This is a genomic window from Rufibacter tibetensis (assembly GCF_001310085.1).
Classification (GTDB): domain Bacteria; phylum Bacteroidota; class Bacteroidia; order Cytophagales; family Hymenobacteraceae; genus Nibribacter; species Nibribacter tibetensis.
This window is the reverse complement of the sequence record NZ_CP012643.1, coordinates 875,737-894,416: the sequence shown is the minus strand read 5'-3', so window position 1 is coordinate 894,416 and position 18,680 is coordinate 875,737. Positions and strand designations below refer to the sequence as shown.

Sequence of the window (18,680 nt, the reverse complement as noted above, 5' to 3'; positions counted from 1 at the left end):
CTCGTGAGCTCTACTTTAGAGGAAACTAAGCTTGAAAGGCTATTTTCTTCTTGTCGAAGTTTTGGATAGGGCCGTACTGGGCTTTCTTGATGGTAATGCCAGCAACTCTTAACTGTACTTCCACCGGAGCCAGTTTTCTTGTAAATTCAGAAGAAACCACTTTGCCATAAAAGGCTTTCGCTTCTTTGGATTCTCCTTTTTCAAAAGAGTGGGTAGATAATTTTTTGGTGATTGGCAGACCCGGGATTATCTGGTAAGTAGTAGTTACTACCTGATAAGAAGGCAGGAAGGGTTTGATAGCTTTTTTGAGTAGACGTTTCATCTTATAATTATATTATTTAGTTGTATCAAAGGTGTGTATAGCAAATATAGACTTTCTTTAGTTATTTAAAATATTCTTTAGCAATTCTTTGAAAATATATTTACTCCTTCCTTTCATCATTAGAGAAACCAAACTAGTTTTATGGAAGGCTAAGCCTAGAATTTGAATGAAAGAAGGCTTCCTTAGCAGAAAAAGGGTTTCATATTTTCATCTGGATGATTGAAGATAAAACTGGACTATTTCAATTGGTTTAAGCCATGTCATTGTTTGAATTTTACGAAAATGCTGATTTGTCTTTAAAAATAAAATCCATTCTCCTCGTGAGTTTTTTTAAGCGAAATTAGAAGCGATAGGAAGGGAGGATTTTACCTGTGGTATTAGAAAAAAGGCTTAAAAACAAAACTGCCTCTGATGTATTCATCAGAGGCAGTATGCGGATTGATTTATATTTTAGCAGAACAACGCTTAGCTTTTTGCGCTTTTCTGTTTTACCACTTTTTCGGCTAGCAACAAGGCTTCATAGGCATTGACAATACCGCCGGTAGCGGACAAGTCTGAGAACTTCGCTTTTTTCCTGGTCTCGTTTTCTACATTTGGGTACAGCGCAGTTTCTTTGGGGTACACAGTCGCAGATTTCAGAATCACGTCCTTAAGTTCTGCTGCGGTCAACTCTGGATAATGTGACCAAACTAAAGCCGCTACACCACTTACTACCGGGCTAGAAAAGCTGGTGCCGTCCATTTTGGCATATTTGTTTTCGGGAGCCAACGAAATTATGTCCACGCCAGGGGCGAAAAGGTCAACCGTTTTCTTGCCGTAGTTGGAGAACACGCCCACGAAGTCTTTGCCCAGCATTCTGGACGAGGCGCCTACTTCAATCCAGTTTTTTATCTGGCTTCCGTTATCAAGCACCCGGCTAGGATAGTGGGTCACTTTGTCATTGTCAGTGGCTTCGTTTCCGGCAGCGTGCACCAGCAGTACGTTCTTGGACTCAGCGTACTTCACGGCCTCATCCACGAACGATTTCTGCGGCGAGAAGCTTTTCCCAAAACTCATGTTAATGATATTAGCGCCGTTGTCTACCGCATAGCGGATGGCCAACGCGATGTCTTTGTCACGTTCGTCGCCCTCGGGCACAGCCCGCAAAGCCATGATTTGTACGTCTTCGGCAATGCCGTCAATGCCCAGGTTATTTCCACGCAGAGCTGCAATTAAGCCAGACACTGGGGTGCCGTGCGTTGGCCTGGGACCCATCACGTCGCTGTTGCCGTATTTTGTGTCAGCAATAGACTCTGGGTTGTCTGCTATAACAGTTCTTGGGTTGAAGTCCAGATTCAGGTGTTTTTCCAGGAAGGTGTCTGTGTGTTCTTTGTACTTCAGGAAAGACTCCACCGTTAAGCCCTGGCTGTATTTGCTTAGCAGCCATGCCCGGGCATTCATCACATTCTGGTCTGGGGAGGAAATGCGCTGAACGTCTTGCAGGGTGTATTCTTTGGTTTTTAAGTGATCTGCCAGTACGTTCTGCACCTGGATTAGGACCTTCTCAAACGCCGCTAAGTTCTGCTTTGTCTGCTGGTATTTGGCCAGTTCCTTTTCATAGGTTTGTTTGGCAAGCAGGTAGGTTTTGTACTCAGGTTGTTGGGCTACCGGCACCTCAGAAATAGCATTAACCTTCTGGTAAGAAGGAGCCAGTTTCCTAAGCAACCGTACGTACTCATAGGTTTCATACCTGATGTTTTCGCCGCTGGCATTGCCTAGAAAACCCCAGCCGTGCACGTCGTCTACGTAGCCGTTCTGGTCGTCGTCCTGACCGTTGCCGGCCACTTCTTTCTTATTTGTCCAGATTTTGCCTTTCAGGTCTTCGTGGTGAATGTCAATGCCGCTGTCAATCACGGCCACTACCACGGTCTTCTTGGCTTTTTTGTTGGCTAGCAGTTCTTTGTAGGCTCTGTTCACACTGGCGCCCTGCACTTTGTCCTGTACCGGGTCAAGGTTATACCAATTGACATAGGTTTGGTCAAAGGCTGAAACCGATGGTGCCGGATCATCCTGCGCCAGGGCCGGGAACACAGTTAAACCAGCCAACAGCAGGCTAGCCGAGGTTCTTACTATCTTTTGATTCGGAATTTTCATATGGGCATCAGGGCAAAAACCATTCCATGCGACAAAACAAGGCAATGATTTTCGATTTAAGGGGTTGGTTCGTTTTGAAAAGGTACACAATTTTTGGTATTCCTATTCCTCGTTTTGCTTAGGATAATTATGAATTCGTAACTGCTTTGCCGAGGTGGTTGCAACAATGCCCTTAGAACGATGGGGTAGGCAAGAAGAATATAGGTAGGGAGTGAATTGATACTCAAAGTCTTGCCGCAGGCAAATTATTGCTAGGTAATAGGCTGATTTCAGCTTGATTTTCTGAAAGTAGGCCTGAAATGGAGCGAATCTGCTCCTATGGGTGTTGTGCTGTTTTCTAGTGAATTTACCCTGAAGAAGCATATTTTCTGATGCTTTTGAAATTCAGGGCAATCGGGGAATTCCTAGTATCTTTGTGTTCTAATTGTAAAACGCACCATGATTTCAGTTGATTCGGTCGCCGTTGAATTTAACGGCTCGGCTCTTTTTAGTAACGTTACCTTCAACATCAATGAAACCGACCGGATCGCCCTCATGGGAAAGAACGGAGCCGGAAAATCTACCCTCCTCAAGATCATTGCCGGAGTTAACAAGCCTACCAAAGGCAAGGTGTCGGCCCCTAAAGATGCCGTGATCGCGTACCTGCCGCAGCACTTGCTCACCAAAGATGAGAGCACCGTGTTTGAGGAGGCGTCCAAAGCTTTCGGGCAGATTCTGGAAATGAAGGCCAAAATGGACGAGCTGAACACTCAGCTGGAAACCCGCACCGACTACGAATCAGACGAGTACATGAAGCTGATCGAGGACGTGTCTGAGCTGAGCGAGAAATACTACTCCATTGAGGAAATCAACTTTGATGCCGAGGTAGAGAAAACGCTTTTGGGTTTAGGTTTCCTGCGTGCGGATTTTCCCCGCCCCACCAGCGAGTTCTCCGGCGGATGGCGCATGCGCATTGAACTGGCCAAAATCCTTCTGCAGAAGCCTGACCTGATTTTACTGGATGAGCCTACCAACCACCTGGACATTGAATCGGTGCAGTGGCTGGAAGATTTCTTGGTGAACAACGCCAAGGCGGTGATCGTGATTTCCCACGACAAGACCTTCGTGGACAACATCACCAACCGTACCATTGAGGTGACCATGGGCCGTATTTACGACTACAAAGTACCATACACCCAGTACCTGCAACTCCGCAAAGAGCGCCGCGAACAGCAGCAACGCCAGTACGATGACCAGCAGAAAGAAATTGCTGACATTACGGCGTTTATTGAGCGTTTTAAAGGAACCTACTCTAAAACGCTGCAAGTGCAGTCACGCGTGAAGATGCTGGAGAAAATGGAGCTGGTGGAAGTGGACGAAGTTGATACCTCGGCATTGAGCCTGAAGTTTCCGCCCGCACCCCGCTCTGGTAACTACCCCGTGATTGTGGAAGAACTCACCAAAAAGTACGGCGACCATACCGTATTCAAAGATGCGTCATTAACCATTGAACGCGGCGAGAAAGTGGCGTTTGTGGGCAAGAACGGCGAAGGTAAATCTACGCTTATTAAAGCCATCATGGGCGAGATTGATTATGAGGGCAAACTTCAGTTAGGGCACAACTCCATGATTGGCTACTTCGCGCAGAACCAGGCTTCTTTGATGGATGAGGACCTTTCGGTTTTCCAGACCATAGACCAGATTGCCGTGGGGGATGTACGGACCCGCATCAAAGACATTCTGGGAGCTTTCATGTTCAGCGGTGACACCATTGAGAAGAAAGTGAAGATGCTGTCAGGTGGGGAAAAAACTCGTCTGGCCATGATCAAGCTTCTTCTGCAACCGGTGAACCTCTTGATTCTGGATGAGCCCACCAACCACCTGGACATCAAAACCAAGGACATCCTGAAAGACGCCCTCAAAGCCTTTGACGGAACGCTCATCCTGGTATCCCACGACCGTGACTTCCTGGATGGCCTGGCCGAGAAAGTATTTGAGTTCGGGAACAAGCGTATCAGAGAGCACTTTGAAGACATCAACGGTTTCCTGCGCAACAAGAAAATGGAGAACCTTAGAGAGATTGAGCGGAAGGCAGTTGCCAACTAAGTTGCCTTACTTATATATGAGAACTCCCCATCCGCCTTATGGCAGGTGGGGAGTTTCTATTTAAAGGATGTTTAAAAATAGGTAAAGCTAGTCCTTCAATACAACGGACTCCCATCCGTCATAATTCCCATTTAATTCTAATGCCTTGTTCTTTAACTGTATAGTTATATTATTGATAGATTGTGAATCTGCACTATCTGTTCTAGAAATATGTAATTGGTAAGGTAGTTTTGAATCCTCAATAGTTGCTTTATTCACAATCTTAAACTTTTCCTCAAGAGCATACTTAATGAATAGGGCTCTTTCCTTATTGTTGTTGAAATATAGCCAGTGATCAATTGGACGGGGTTTATCTAATGCGTCTCCAGCTAATCTTAATTGGTTTAACACCTTCTCATTAGACATGTACTCCTGTATGATTGGGTTAGGATACAAGAAGCTTGTATAAGCCTCCCAAGCCTGATCCAGCCTGATGTTTATATATGGCTTATAAGACTTAAATTTAGAAGCATATAGTTCGGTTAATTTTTCTCTTAAGTTCAGCGTGTCCTGAACATAGATGTAATCTAGCCTCTCACAATTGTAGGTAAAAGTTCCGGCCATTCTGCTAAGGGTAGTTGATTTGATAATCTGTTCCACATTATCTGAGATGTCATATAGCTTATCAAATTCTAGTTTCTCTGGAAATCCATCATTTCTACATTCGCTATAGGTTACACCTGTAATAACCAAAAATGGAAACTGCTGATGCGGAGCAGTTTTTATTAGAGACATGTCCAATGTTGTTGAACCAGCTCCTTTTTCATATTGAGCTAGGTACACATCCCAATTTCCTTCTTGTGCCCAACAATTAGTTTGAATGGTGAAGAGGGTAAGAAAAGAGCAAAAGAATTTAAGTAGCAAAGAGGTGCTTGTTTGTATGCGTATTCTCATTTTTTGATTGCTGAGTTTATCTATAACGAAAGGAAGTAATTTATGGAAGCCCCGTCACCATATATGTGATAGGGCTTCCAGTTGTAAGAAAAAAGATCGAATCAAATCAAAGCACAACTTTGTTCTTTTCGTCTTTGAACACGCTCAGCGCAGCAGACTGCACCTTCTGGCGGAAACCTGCCCAAGAAGTGGAGAAGAAGCTGTTTACTTTTCCTACGGCTTCTTTGGTGAGCGTTTCTGCCTGCTCTACCAATTGGGTCTCGGTTTGGGTAAGCGGCTCAGTGCGGCCCATCACATATGAACGCGCCTCCTGTAATTTAGACATAGGCGTCAATTGGTTCAGGCGTCCGTAGCCTTGGCGGGAAAGCTGCTGGCCCTGGATTAACTCCCGGTAGGTTTTGATGGAGTCCTGCATGGCTTTGGTGCTGCGTTGCAATTCAGCTTTCTCTTTTCCGCTGGCCAGTTTCAGTTGGGCATTGATGGCCTCGGTAGCGTCAGAAGCTTCCTGCAGGCGGTCCAGAACCTCGGTTAACTGCTGCGTCTGTTGATTCAGGCGCTCCATTTGCTGACGGCGGGCAATTACGTTCTCTTTCTGGAACGGGAACCTGGGGTCTGGCTTCACGGTCACAAACGTAGAGTCTTTGCTGCCGGCATACTGCATTACCAGTTTGTAAGTGCCCGGTAAAACAGGGCCTCCGGCTGGTTCCCCGCCGCCGCTGCGTTGGCCACGGTTACCGCCACCGCTAGCAACTGGCTGGCGAATGCCCCGCTCGGTCAGGTTCCAGGTCATGCGCTGGAAACCAAGGGTAGAATCAGGTAGCTGGCGCAGGGTCCGAATCAATTTGTTTTGATCATCAAATACTCTTAGCGTCAATGAATCAGCTTTCACGCGGCCTGCAGCCAAGGCCGCAGTGGTATCACGGGAAGGCAATCGGGTAGCCATTCTCTCGCCGGTTTCTTTGTTTAGTTCTGAGGCAGCCATTTTCTTTTTAGGCGCTGCTTTTCTGGCAGGTGCCGGGGCCGGAGTAGAGGCTTTCGGCTTGATATAATACGTCACCGTGGCACCGGCAGGTTTGTTGGCTGCCTGGTAAAGGTTGTCTGCTTCAGAGCCATACCCAGGTGCCGATGCATAGGTAGCCAGGTACGCTTCAGCAGGTTCAAACACTGCCAATGGCTTCTGCAGCGCTTTGCCGCCAGTAGCTGCCAATTGACGCAGCGGACGGATGTTGTCTAACACGTACACGGCACGGCCGAACGTGCCAATCACCAGGTCAGCCTCCCGTTCCTGCATCACTAAGTCCAGTACCGGTACTGAGGGCAAGCCTTGGGTCCACTGGGTCCAGTCCTTGCCCTCGTTAATGCTCACCCATAAGCCATGTTCGGTGCCGGTAAACATGAGGTTCGGCTGAACGGGATCTTGCAAAAAGGAGTGGGAGTAGCCACGTACTTTCTTGCCATCTACCAGTCTGCTCCAGGTCTTCCCGAAGTCAGTGGTGCGGTACACGTAGGCGCTGAAGTCTTTCCCGAAACGGTAATGGTTGGCCACCACAAAAGCTTCGCCGGCGCGGTGGCGGGAAGCAGTGATCTGCGGAATCCAGGCTTCGGCGGGTAAGCCGGGCAGACGGTCACGCAGGTTGGTCCAGGTTTTGCCGCCATCGCGGGTCAGTTGTACGTGTCCGTCATCGGTGCCCACCCAGATCACGCCTTTTTCTAAAGTGCTGGGCGCAACGGTGAGAATGGTGTTGTGGTTTTCAGCCGAGGTGATGTCCAGGCTCAGTCCACCACTTTCCATCTGTTTCTGCTGAGCCGGGTTGTTGCGGGTTAGGTCCGGTGAAATGGTTTGCCAGGTAAGTCCCTCGTCTGCCGACTGGTGCAGGTACTGGCTCGCGTAGAAAACCCCGTTTTTGTTGAACGGATCTAAGGCAATGGCCGCGTTCCAGTTGAAGCGCAGTTTAGTCTTCAGGTCTGGGGCAGTGGGTTTGGCGATGTACGAACGGCCGGTTTCTTTGTCATACCGGGCAAGGCTACCGCCCTGCGACATGGCGTAGCCAAAGCGGGCATCTTCCGGGTCTGGCACCACGTCAAAGCCATCGCCGCCCTGTACCGATTTCCAGTAGTAGTTGCGCAAGCCGCCGCGGGTAAAGGTGTAGCCCGGACCCGTCCAGGAGCCATTGTCCTGCAAGCCACCGTACACGTTGTAGGGTACTTCGTTGTCAACATTGATGTGGTAAAACTGCCCCAAAGGCAATGACTCCGGAAAGCTCCAGGTCTTGCCGCGGTCACGGCTGATGGCCAAACCACCGTCGTTTCCGTCAATGATTAGGTTCGGGTTCTCCGGGTGAATCCAGAAGGCCTGGTGGTCGGCATGCACTGCATCCATAGACGCCGTTACGGTGAACGTTTTACCTCCGTCTTCACTCACTGACACCGGCTGGTACAGCATGTAGATGCGGTTCTCGTTCTTAGGGTCCACATAAATCTCATTGAAGTAGAAAGCGCGGTTGGTCACAATAGACGGGTCTTCCGTTACCTTCGCCCATTTCTCGCCACCGTCATCTGAGCGGTACAACCCGTTTTTAGATGCTTCTACCAGGGCATATATGCGGCTAGGCATGCTGCGGCTCTGGGCCAATCCTAACCGCCCGAAGTTTCCGGTGGGTAAGCCGTCGGCTGCGCCTTTCTTGCGCCAGGTTTTGCCGCCGTCATAGGTGATGTACAAGCCGGAACCTGGTCCGCCAGAGGTGAAATCCCAACCGGTGCGGCGGTGTTCCCACATGGCTACTACCAATTTGTTAGGATTGCTGACGTCCATGAACATCTCGGCCACGCCTGATCTTTCATTCGTGAACAAGACGCGTTCCCAGCTTTGGCCACCATTGGTCGTCTTGTACAAGCCCCGTTCCGGATGGTCGCCGAAAGGCAAACCAATCACGCCCGCGTACACTACGTCTGGGTTGGTAGGATCAATGGCAATGCGGTGGATGTTAAAGGTTTTATCCAGGCCCATGTGTTTCCAGGTACGGCCACCGTCAATGCTTTTGTAGATGCCGTTGCCCATGTTCACCGAGTTGCGGGGATTGCCCTCACCAGTCCCTACCCATACCACGCTGGGGTTGCTCTGCTGCACCGCTATGGCGCCAATGTTGATGTTGGGCTGCTCGTCAAAGATAGGAGTGAAGGTGGTGCCTCCGTTCTCGCTTTTCCAGACGCCGCCTGAGGCCGCGCCCACGTACATAATGTTTGGGTTGCTCACCACGGCGTCAATGGCTGTTACCCGGCCGCTCATCACACCAGGGCCAATGCTGCGGGCTTTCATTTGGTTGAATTGGGCCATGGGCAGCGTTTGCGCCTGCGCTTGCCCCAACGCCAGCAAAGACAGGCAGAAGAGCTTGGGTAAATGTTTCATCATAAGTCAGTTTTCTTGTTGGGTAGGTTGGTTTGGGTCTCTAAATGTAAGCAACAAACCGCAGGTTCGGAAGCATGGTAGAATGAAGCCTGTTTTTAGCTCCCTTTGCTAAAAGCAGCCATAAAGCGAGTTCCAGGAACGATGGCCAAAACCTGTTTAGCGCCTGATTTCTGAAAACCATTGGTAAGCCTTGGCTTTGTCAGCGCTCAGGTAGGTAAAATAGAAAGCACCTCGTCAAAATTCTGTATCTTTCACATCCATTTACCTAGAATTTACTTCATGAAAAAGCTTCTTATCCTGCTTGGGCTTGGTGCTTTGGCAGTTGCCCGTCCGGCTTCGGCGCAGGTCTATAAACCACAGGAACCTCTTGCCCATACCTATTCCATTGTGGCCAGAGACCCTAAAACCGGCGAAATGGCCGTGGCGGTGCAAAGCCACTGGTTCTCCGTGGGCACCTCTGTAAGCTGGGGGGAGGCCGGAGTTGGCGTGGTGGCCACCCAGTCGTTCACCAATAAATCTTTCGGACTACGCGGGTTGGCGCTGATGAAACAAGGGAAATCGGCGGAGGAAACCTTGAAGATTTTGCTTTCCAATGATCCCGGACGCGAGGTGCGGCAGGTTGCTATTCTGGATGCAAAAGGTGGAGTAGCCACGCACACCGGTAAAAAATGCATCACGTATGCCGGGCATATCACGGGCAAAAACTTCTCAGTGCAAGCCAACATGATGCTGAATGAAACCGTGTGGCCCGCCATGGCAAAGGCTTTCGAGCAAAATGCCCACTTGCCGTTAGCCGAACGCATGCTGGCCGTGTTGGATGCCGCCGAAGCCCAAGGCGGAGATATCAGGGGAAAACAATCGGCAGCGCTGCTGGTGGTGCCTGGTAAAAGCAACAAAGAGCCCTGGAACGAGCGACTGGTAGACCTGCGCGTAGATGACCACGAAGTGCCTTTAAAGGAACTCCGTCGTTTGCTTACCGTGCAGCGGGCTTACGAACACATGAACAACGGCGACCTGGCGGTAGAGAAAAATGACATGGCACTGGCCATGAAAGAATACAGCGCTGCCGAACGGCTCCAGCCCAACAACCTGGAGATGCAGTACTGGCATGGCATCACGCTGGCCAACACCGGCAAAGTAGACGAGGCTATCAAAATACTGCAACCTGTTTTCAAAGCCGATAAGAACTGGCGCACCTTAACCGAGCGTCTCCCGCCAGTGGGCTTGTTAACCGTTTCAGCGGCAAATTTGAAAAAGATCCTTGAAACGAAGTAACACTCCCCAAGCCCCAACATTTCCCTAAACCTAAATTTCAAATTCTGAGCTGTGGGTTGTAACTCGCAGCTCAGAACACAAAACAATTCAACCAACCAACCAACATGCTTTGCTCACTTAAAAAGATAACCCTGGCTGCGGCTCTCTGCTTTCCGTTGGTGGCCAATGCCCAAAACCAGGATTCTGTGCACATTCGCAAGATTTATGACCTGGCGCTTACCCAGGGCCAGAGCTATGAACAATTACGCTACCTCACCAGCCGTATTGGAGCCCGGTTAAGTGGTTCTCCGCAGGCCGCCGCTGCCGTGGAATGGGCTCGGCAGGAGATGGAGAAAATGGGATTGGACCGCTTGTACCTGCAAGAAGTAATGGTGCCTCACTGGGTACGCGGCGACAAAGAATACGCGGCCATTGTTAATTCTAAGATCACGCCCACCCGCGAAGTAAACGTACTGGCTTTGGGCGGATCAGTGTCTACCCCGGCCTTGGGGCTTACTGCCGAGGTGATAGAAGTAAACGGCCTGGACGAACTGAAGAAACTGGGCAAGCGAAAAGTGCAGGGCAAGATTGTGTTCTTTAACCGGGGCTTTGACCAGACCCACATCATCACTGGCCATGCGTACCGTGGCGCCGTAGACCAACGCTCCAGCGGACCTTCAGAAGCAGGTAGGTTAGGAGCTGTAGGCGTAGTAGTGCGTTCCATGGCGTCTAACAACGATGACTTCCCGCACACGGGCGGCCTGCGCTACGCTGAAGATGCACCTAAAGTCCCGGCCGTGGCCATCAGCACCAAAGGCGCCGATTTATTGAGCAAATTGCTGAAAGAAGACGAAAAGCTGCAATTCCACCTGCGCATGAACCCGCAGTGGCTCCCCGATGTGCTCAGCTACAACGTGATTGGCGAGATCAAAGGCTCTGAGAAACCAGAGGAGATCATTGTGGTAGGCGGTCACTTGGACAGCTGGGACATTGGCGAAGGAGCCCATGATGACGGCACCGGCTGCGTCCAATCTATGGAAGTGCTGCGCCTGATGAAGGCGATGGGCTACAAACCCAAACGCACCATCAGGGCCGTGCTATTCATGAACGAAGAGAACGGCCTGCGTGGGGGCACCAAGTACGCCGAGGTAGCCAAAAAGCAGGGCGAGAAACACATTGCCGCCATTGAATCAGATGCTGGTGGGTTCACGCCTCGCGGCTTCGGGATTGCCACTACCACTGAGGCGGCCTACCAGAAAGCCCTTGCCTGGAGAGAATTGCTGGCCCCTTACGGCCTCCACGACATTGACCGCAACGGCGGCGGTGCCGATATTGGTCCGCTTAAGGATGACCGAGTTGCCCTTATCGGCTTCCGTCCAGATTCCCAGCGCTACTTTGACATCCACCATACCGCCAACGACACCTTTGACAAAGTAAACCGCCGCGAACTGGAACTAGGCGGTGCGTCTATGGCCGCATTGGTGTATTTGCTGGATAAGTATGGATTGTAAGGAATCCAGTCTATGGAACAGAGAAGCCTGCGGCAAAAGCTGCGGGCTTTTTTGATGTGTTTTTCAGAAGGCAGGTTTAATTTAAAATAAAGGCAACTAATATAGCTATGGCGCGCAAGTTACTTCCGTCACTTACTACTTCTGCAAGTGTGTAATGCGCTTGTTTATGGAAACGCGGGTTAAAGTGCATCAAAAGTAGGAGAGCAGGAGAATCATCTAAGAAAATCACTTATGAAGGAAGTGCTAAAAGTTGTCTTGATCATTGTTTTTGTAATTGGTGCGGTTCCTTCGCACGCCTGTGAGTGTCATCTTCCAAATTTATCAAATTGGGCACCTGTAGTTGAAAATTACATTGACAGAGCATCTATAATTTTCATTGGTAAAATCACACCTTCTAAACAAGAGGTTGTCTCAGTAAAGATTATAGATGTATTTAAAGGAGAGTTGAGAATAGACTTAACTTTTGAATACAGAATGAATAGTAGCTGTATTAGTCTGCCAAAAGAAGGATTAGCAATTATTTACGCTAGATATGAGAATGATAGCACAATCGAAATCCCCTCTTGTGGAATAACTAGAAGCATTAATAATTTTTATACTTGCTCAATTCCCAATCATTCATTACTAGATGGAAAGCTAGACTTTAATACCGTGGATTTAGTAGATAAAGGTGAGGCAAGTTCTGCGCCCCTCCTCCTCAAAAACTGGATGATTGAATATGCCTTGCTAAACGCTTACCGCAACAATCACCGGAAGGTAGAGGAACCTCAAGCCAGTGGACCGTACTATCTTTCTTATCTCGCAGTAGCACTTTCAATAGTGGCTATTTTGGTGGCCTTTTTCAGAAAACAGCGTTGAAATAAAAGGGGACACGGCAGCTACTACCATTCGCAGGAAATCTCCGGCAAGACCTGTACCTTTGCAAGAAGTTCAAACAGTGTTCGCTTGAAAAAAATCCTCATCATCCGGTTCTCGTCCATTGGCGATATTGTGTTGACCACGCCGGTGATCCGGTGTGTGAAAGAGCAGGTGCCGGGGGCGGAAGTACATTTCTGCACGAAGGCCGCTTTCCGGAATATCTTGGCCAGTAACCCGTACGTGGACAAGGTGTTCTGCCTGGAGAACTCCCTGAAGGATTTGCTAGGCCAACTAAAAGCCGAGAAGTACGATCTGGTGCTGGACCTGCACAACAACCTGCGTACCCGTATTTTGAAAGCCCGTCTGGGCCGCCCTAGCCGAAGCTTTAACAAATTAAATTACCGCAAATGGCTGTTGGTCAAGTTCAAGATTAACCGCATGCCCGATGTGCACATTGTAGACCGTTACCTGGCTACCGCGGCTCCTCTAGGCGTGAAAAACGACGGACAAGGGTTGGAGTATTTCATTTCGGAGAAAGACGAGGTAGACCTGTCTACGTTGCCGGCATCGCACCAAAAAGGGTATTATGCCATCGCCATTGGGGCGCAGCATTACACCAAAAGGCTACCGGTAGATCGGCTGATTGAACTCTGTGAAAAGATAAACAAACCAGTAGTGCTGTTGGGCGGGAAGGAAGACGTGGAGGTAGCCCGCATGATTGAAATTTATTTCACTTCTGAGCCTTACTTTTCCAAAGACTCTCCTTACCCCAATCACCGAACGGTCATTTACAACGCCTGCGGAAAATATAACTTAAATGGCTCTGCCTCTTTGGTGCGCCAGGCCCAAGCCATCTTCAGCCATGATACCGGCTTGATGCACATTGCCGCCGCATTCAAAAAGAAGATCTATAGCATTTGGGGAAACACGGTGCCTGCCTTCGGGATGTACCCGTACACGCAGGATTTTGAGGTCATGGAAGTAAAAAACCTGTATTGCCGGCCCTGTTCCAAAATAGGTTACTCCAAATGCCCTGAGCGCCATTTCCGGTGCATGCGCGAAATCAAATTTGAGTTCCAGTTGCCCACAGTAGAGCAGACAACTTAAGTGCTTCTGACCTGAAGCCGCTTTTAGCCTGATTTCGAGAAAAGCCGTAGAAAACGGCAGACTAACAAACGAATTTATGGCTGCTAAACCCATTCTCTACGGCGCTGACTGGTGCAAGAAAACCATCGCCATTCAGGACTACTTCAAAACGCATGACTTGGCTTACGACTACATCAACGTAGAGCAAAGTGACGAAGCCATGCAGGCCATCCAGGACATGAACCGCAGCAAAGTCCGCTTCCCTATGGTAGTGGTAGGAGAGCAGAAGCCCATGAAAAACCCCTCTCCTGAAGAGTTAGATGCCGCACTAGCAGAAAACCAGTAAATAATAAGGCTTTGCTCTAAATGGGCTTTTCGATATTGCGTTTGGAGCTGTCGCTCCACTGATTTGCAAACTTCCGGTAATTATAGGTCCAAGTCACAGACTTGAACCATGTAGAGGGATTAAGATGGAAAAGCCTTTTGCTACTTTCCCTTTTCCAGTCTTTCCATCGAGCGCCTCGCTTTTGGCCATAGAAAAGCTTTATCTAAGAGTAACTGACAACTCGGGCCGCAAGGGCAGTGCGAGAAGGCAAGACGGGCCCCCGCGGCCGTGAGCGCTTTTCGCTGAAGATGAAACAGCCAAGCATAAGGGCTCCGCATCAACCAGGCACCACGCCAGTAAAGGCAAACTGCATGCACTGCTAAATGTCCAAAAAAGGCATTTTAAAGAAAAAGCGTTTGTGGCCTGCTTTCCTAAAACAAGCCACAAACGCTTCTGAGCAATTACAAGGAAAGAGGTATCCTTACTTAGTGATCATTTCAAAACCAGTATACGCATGCAACGCCTTTGGCAACCGGATGCCCTCAGGAGTCTGGTTGTTTTCCAGCAAGGCAGCTACAATACGTGGCAATGCCAAGGCACTGCCGTTCAAGGTATGCAGCAATTGCGGCTTCCCACCCTCAGTACGCTGACGAAGCTTCAATCTATTGGCTTGGTACGTTTCAAAATTGCTGCAAGAACTCACTTCCAGCCATCGGCCCTGAGCGGCAGAATACACCTCCATGTCATAGGTAAGGGCAGAGGTAAAGCCCATGTCGCCACCGCAGAGGCGGAGTACGCGGTAAGGGAGTTCCAGTTTCTGCAGTAAGCCCTGAATGTACTGGCTCATCTCCTCCAGTGCCTCGTAGGATTTTTCAGGGGCTTGAATTTGCACAATCTCCACTTTGTCAAACTGGTGCAGGCGGTTTAAGCCACGGACATCAGCCCCCCAGGAACCTGCTTCTCTTCTAAAACAAGGCGTGTAGCCTACGTTTTTGATGGGCAGCTTGCCTTCAGCAATGATCTCGTCACGGTACAGGTTGGTGATGGGCACCTCAGCGGTGGGGATCAGGTACAGGTTGTCGGCGGTGGCGTGGTACATCTGGCCTTCTTTGTCGGGGAGCTGACCGGTGCCATAACCAGAAGCTTCGTTCACCATAATGGGTGGCTGTACCTCAGTGTAACCCGCTTTGAAGGCTTCATCCAGAAAGAAGTTAATAAGCGCACGTTGCAGACGGGCTCCCTGGCCTTTGTATACCGGAAAACCAGCGCCTGTAATCTTATTACCTAAATCAAAGTCAATGATGTCATATTGTTTAATAAGGTCCCAATGCGGCTGCGCGGTTTCAGGTAGTTGCGGGATAGTCCCATGCTCTAACACCACTTCGTTGTCCTCGGCGGAACGGCCGGCGGGTACGCTGGTATGCGGAATATTAGGCAGTTTGTAAAGAGCTTGTTGCAGGGCCTGCTCCAGGTTTTGTACTTCCTCATCTAACGCCTTGGTTTTCAGCTTAAGTTCAGCAGTTTCACTTTTTAAAGCCTCAGCCTGCTCTTTCTGGCCGCTTTTCATGAGTCCGCCAATTTCTTTGGCTAAAGCGTTAGCCCGGCCCAGGAGCTCATCACGCTCAGTTTGCAGGGAGCGCCTCTGTTGGTCCAGGTCCAACAAAGATTGTACTTCCTGGGCGGCGTTAGGAAAGTTTCTTTTCTGTAAACCGGCTAAAACAAGATCGGTTTGCTCGCGTAAAACGGGTATCTGTAACATGGTGCGTCAGTTTATCTGTACGCAAAAATAGAATATTTTGAATAGGCTGCGGCAGTAGGCACTTTTTTATAAGAATTTGTGTAACTTTATATATAAAATTACTCGTATTGCTTGTAAATAAGGACGCGGCTGTCTAACATTGCAGTACATTTTCTGAACGACCGCCATCGGTTTCTTCATTACTTCTTACACACCTTTTTCCTGTTTTTATCCGTCTGCCCGTTGCGCTCTGCAACTGCTATGCATTTAAACCGAATAGCTAATACTATCTATTTATGTACAACATTGACGAGTTGAAAGATTCTCTTCTTTCAGAACTCAAAGAAATTGCTGAGAACCTCGGCGTCACGAACTTTAAGAAGCTCAGCAAGCAAGACCTGATTTACAAAATCCTGGATCAGCAGGCTGTTACCCCCCTTGAGAATCTCCCCAAGAAATATAAAAAAACGTCACGGAAAGCAGACGAACAGGATACTGCCGCTGTAGCGGTTGAAGAAGCACCAGCCCCTGCTGCCCTAGAAGCGGAAGCGGTAGCACCTGCGCCCGTTGCAGTACAGGAAACCCTGCCGTTTGATGCAGCCCCTGTTCAGGAAGCACCCGCTGCGCCAGCCCGACCGGCCAGAAACACCGCAGAGCGCCCGGCAAGAGCAGAGCGTGCCCCGGCGCCTGCGGTGCGCGAAGACAGACTACGTGCCCCACGTGCTTTACGTGAGGATGTACGGGAAAGAGAACAGACCCGCGTTGAGCCCCGTGAGCCCCGCGAAAATCGTCCTGAGCCCCGTGAGAACAGACCAGAACCTCGTGAAAACCGCCCACAACCACGCGATTTTCAACCAAGGGAGCCCAGAGAACCAAGAGAAAATAATGCGCCTAGAGAGGCGCGTGAATCTAGAGAGCCCAGAGAGCAAAGAGAATTCCAGCCTCGGGAGCCTAGAGAAAATATAGCCAGAGAGCCTCGTGAGCAGCGCGAGCCCCGGGAAAACAACACCAGAGAGAACAACAACCGCGAGCCCCGCGAAAATGGCCAAAACTGGCAAAACCGCCGCGAGCAAACTCCTAACCAGAACCCTAACCAAAATCGTCCGCAACAACAGCAGAACAACAGTGTCAACTACCGTGAGTTTGATGGTGTTATCGCGAACGAAGGTGTTCTGGAATTAATGCAAGACGGCTACGGCTTCCTGCGTTCTGCCCATTACCATTACCTGGCTAGCCCAGATGATATCTATGTATCACCGTCACAAATCAAATTGTTTGGTTTGAAAACCGGTGACAGCGTAAAAGGAACTGTACGTGCGCCAAAAGAAGGCGAAAAATATTTCGCTTTGCTGAAGGTTGACTCCGTGAACGGCCGTACAACTGAAGAAATTAGAGACCGTATCCCGTTCCAGCATTTAACGCCTCTTTTCCCGGAAGAACGCTTAAAACTGACCACTCGCTCCAGCCAGTATTCTACCCGTATCATGGACCTGTTCGCCCCAATAGGAAAAGGACAGCGTGGTTTGATTGTGGCCCAGCCGAAGACCGGTAAAACTGTATTGCTGAAAGAAATTGCTAACGCCATCACTGAAAACCACCCTGAAGTGTACCTCATGATCTTGTTGATTGATGAGCGCCCAGAAGAGGTAACAGATATGGCCCGCAGCGTGAAAGCCGAGGTAATTGCCTCTACTTTTGACGAGCAAGCCGAACGCCACGTGAAGATCTCCAGCATTGTGTTGGACAAAGCAAAGCGCATGGTAGAGTGCGGGCATGATGTGGTTATTCTATTAGATTCCATCACTCGTCTGGCCCGTGCTTATAACACCGTGGTTCCGTCTTCCGGTAAAATCCTATCTGGTGGGGTGGATGCCAACGCCTTGCACAAACCGAAGCGTTTCTTCGGGGCAGCCCGTAACGTAGAGAACGGTGGTTCTTTGACCATCATCGCTACTGCCTTGATTGACACTGGTTCTAAGATGGATGAGGTGATCTTTGAGGAATTCAAAGGAACCGGTAACATGGAACTTCAGTTGGATCGCAAGCTTGCCAACAAGCGCGTGTACCCAGCCATCGACGTTCCGGCTTCCGGTACTCGCCGCGAGGACCTGCTTATGGATCGCGACGAACTCAGCCGTGTTTGGATCCTGCGCAAGTTTATGTCAGATATGAACTCAGTGGAAGCCATGGAGTTCCTGAAAGACCGCATGAAAGGCACCAAAGACAACGACGAGTTCCTGATCTCCATGAACAGCTAGTCTTTTAATATACAGTCATAAACAGGAAGGCCCCGCAGAGAACTGCGGGGCCTTCCTGTTTATAGAGCTTCCTGTTTATGACTGGTATTCAGGAAAAGAGGGGTAAAACCCATCACCCTCCAAAGCTACCGTACCGCACCGCTTTCTTCTTCTCTGGGTCATACACCAATAATCGTCCGTCTTCTTTGCCCAGCAGGTACTTAAACCCAATGGCTTTTGGGTTAGACTGAATGCGTTTCCAGGTGGTTTCATTTACAAAAGAAGCCTGAACCGGGGCGTTAGGCGCTATGGCCGGCGAAACAAAGTCAGAAGCCTGAACAAAGTCATCCATCCGTTTGATGATGTAGGCCTCGCGCTCAGATTCAGTGGCAGAAGGAGTTTGCATCTCGTAGGCCATGCTAGCCTCCAGATCGGCGGCGGGAAAGTTCTCTTCGTGAATTGTCTGCCCATCCTGGGTAGTAATGGTGAATTCTATTTCGCCTTTTGCAATGGAATTGCCGTGCAGGGCGAGCCGAAAATAATCGGGTTTCTGGGTAGACGAGAACTGATGCGTGCGCTGTACAATGTGCTGCACTGGTTCTTTGAACGTTTGACGTGATTTTCCCTTGTCTAAAGTGGCAGAGGTGCTGGAGTTGGTGGATGTAGTAGCTTCTTCTGATCCGGAAGATTGGCAACTGAACAAAAAGGCCAGTACCGCTACCCAATAGATTTTCGACATATTTTCAGAGAATTGGCCTTAAAATCGATGTACGTGCCGTGACGGGCATAGTT

The 18,680-nt window shown here is 49.4% G+C and carries 13 protein-coding genes; 7 read left to right on the top strand and 6 right to left on the bottom strand.

Annotated elements, in window-relative coordinates; all coding sequences use genetic code 11:
- Positions 1–25 precede the first annotated feature (25 nt).
- On the bottom strand, positions 26–322 hold the full coding sequence (locus tag DC20_RS03445) for a hypothetical protein (RefSeq protein ID WP_062542557.1): 297 nt from the start codon (positions 320–322) through the stop codon (positions 26–28).
- Between the two features lie 465 nt (positions 323–787).
- Entirely contained in the window at positions 788–2,455 is a 1,668-nt protein-coding gene (locus DC20_RS03440) for a S8 family peptidase (protein WP_071885371.1), read from the bottom strand.
- Positions 2,456–2,893: 438 nt separating this feature from the next.
- Between DC20_RS03440 and DC20_RS03430 the strand changes: the two genes are divergently transcribed.
- Positions 2,894–4,540 (top strand): ABC-F family ATP-binding cassette domain-containing protein, encoded by a 1,647-nt coding sequence (locus DC20_RS03430; RefSeq protein WP_062542554.1) that lies wholly within the window; start codon positions 2,894–2,896, stop codon positions 4,538–4,540.
- An 87-nt stretch (positions 4,541–4,627) separates the two neighbouring features.
- On the opposite strand, the gene DC20_RS03425 is transcribed toward DC20_RS03430, so the two are convergent.
- Positions 4,628–5,473: a DUF695 domain-containing protein gene (locus DC20_RS03425; protein ID WP_062542553.1), complete on the bottom strand. Its 846-nt coding sequence runs from the start codon at positions 5,471–5,473 to the stop codon at positions 4,628–4,630.
- 106 nt (positions 5,474–5,579) lie between these two features.
- Positions 5,580–8,882, bottom strand: coding sequence for a VPS10 domain-containing protein (locus DC20_RS03420; protein WP_062542552.1), 3,303 nt, complete (start codon positions 8,880–8,882; stop codon positions 5,580–5,582).
- 276 nt (positions 8,883–9,158) lie between these two features.
- Between DC20_RS03420 and DC20_RS03415 the strand changes: the two genes are divergently transcribed.
- From DC20_RS03415 to DC20_RS03395, 5 genes are all read left to right on the top strand, one after another.
- Positions 9,159–10,154 carry a DUF1028 domain-containing protein gene (locus DC20_RS03415; protein WP_062545769.1) on the top strand — a complete coding sequence of 332 codons (996 nt, stop codon included), beginning with the start codon at positions 9,159–9,161 and terminating at the stop codon, positions 10,152–10,154.
- 104 nt (positions 10,155–10,258) lie between these two features.
- Complete coding sequence (locus tag DC20_RS03410) at positions 10,259–11,644, top strand: M20/M25/M40 family metallo-hydrolase (protein WP_083470233.1); 1,386 nt, start codon at positions 10,259–10,261, stop codon at positions 11,642–11,644.
- A gap of 231 nt (positions 11,645–11,875) precedes the next feature.
- A complete protein-coding gene (locus DC20_RS03405) occupies positions 11,876–12,502 on the top strand; it encodes a hypothetical protein (RefSeq protein WP_062542551.1) in 627 nt (208 codons plus the stop codon).
- Positions 12,503–12,589: 87 nt separating this feature from the next.
- A complete protein-coding gene (locus DC20_RS03400) occupies positions 12,590–13,609 on the top strand; it encodes a glycosyltransferase family 9 protein (protein ID WP_062542550.1) in 1,020 nt (339 codons plus the stop codon).
- A gap of 76 nt (positions 13,610–13,685) precedes the next feature.
- Positions 13,686–13,934 carry a glutaredoxin family protein gene (locus tag DC20_RS03395; RefSeq protein WP_062542549.1) on the top strand — a complete coding sequence of 83 codons (249 nt, stop codon included), beginning with the start codon at positions 13,686–13,688 and terminating at the stop codon, positions 13,932–13,934.
- Between the two features lie 460 nt (positions 13,935–14,394).
- On the opposite strand, the gene serS is transcribed toward DC20_RS03395, so the two are convergent.
- Entirely contained in the window at positions 14,395–15,672 is a 1,278-nt protein-coding gene (gene serS / locus DC20_RS03390; protein ID WP_062542548.1) for a serine--tRNA ligase, read from the bottom strand.
- A gap of 275 nt (positions 15,673–15,947) precedes the next feature.
- On the opposite strand from serS, the gene rho reads away from it, so the two are divergent.
- A complete protein-coding gene (gene rho, locus DC20_RS03385) occupies positions 15,948–17,909 on the top strand; it encodes a transcription termination factor Rho (RefSeq protein WP_062542547.1) in 1,962 nt (653 codons plus the stop codon).
- Between the two features lie 112 nt (positions 17,910–18,021).
- On the opposite strand, the gene DC20_RS03380 is transcribed toward rho, so the two are convergent.
- Positions 18,022–18,627, bottom strand: a complete 606-nt coding sequence (locus tag DC20_RS03380; protein ID WP_062542546.1) for a hypothetical protein — start codon at positions 18,625–18,627, stop codon at positions 18,022–18,024.
- Positions 18,628–18,680 lie beyond the last annotated feature (53 nt).

Bases quoted from the DNA above. Each gene is read 5' to 3' on its own strand.
- DC20_RS03445 (WP_062542557.1), bottom strand. From the start codon at position 322: ATGAAACGTCTACTCAAAAAAGCTATCAAACCCTTCCTGCCTTCTTAT.
- DC20_RS03440 (WP_071885371.1), bottom strand. From the start codon at position 2,455: ATGAAAATTCCGAATCAAAAGATAGTAAGAACCTCGGCTAGCCTGCTG.
- DC20_RS03430 (WP_062542554.1), top strand. From the start codon at position 2,894: ATGATTTCAGTTGATTCGGTCGCCGTTGAATTTAACGGCTCGGCTCTT.
- DC20_RS03425 (WP_062542553.1), bottom strand. From the start codon at position 5,473: ATGAGAATACGCATACAAACAAGCACCTCTTTGCTACTTAAATTCTTT.
- DC20_RS03420 (WP_062542552.1), bottom strand. From the start codon at position 8,882: ATGATGAAACATTTACCCAAGCTCTTCTGCCTGTCTTTGCTGGCGTTG.
- DC20_RS03415 (WP_062545769.1), top strand. From the start codon at position 9,159: ATGAAAAAGCTTCTTATCCTGCTTGGGCTTGGTGCTTTGGCAGTTGCC.
- DC20_RS03410 (WP_083470233.1), top strand. From the start codon at position 10,259: ATGCTTTGCTCACTTAAAAAGATAACCCTGGCTGCGGCTCTCTGCTTT.
- DC20_RS03405 (WP_062542551.1), top strand. From the start codon at position 11,876: ATGAAGGAAGTGCTAAAAGTTGTCTTGATCATTGTTTTTGTAATTGGT.
- DC20_RS03395 (WP_062542549.1), top strand. From the start codon at position 13,686: ATGGCTGCTAAACCCATTCTCTACGGCGCTGACTGGTGCAAGAAAACC.
- serS (WP_062542548.1), bottom strand. From the start codon at position 15,672: ATGTTACAGATACCCGTTTTACGCGAGCAAACCGATCTTGTTTTAGCC.
- rho (WP_062542547.1), top strand. From the start codon at position 15,948: ATGTACAACATTGACGAGTTGAAAGATTCTCTTCTTTCAGAACTCAAA.
- DC20_RS03380 (WP_062542546.1), bottom strand. From the start codon at position 18,627: ATGTCGAAAATCTATTGGGTAGCGGTACTGGCCTTTTTGTTCAGTTGC.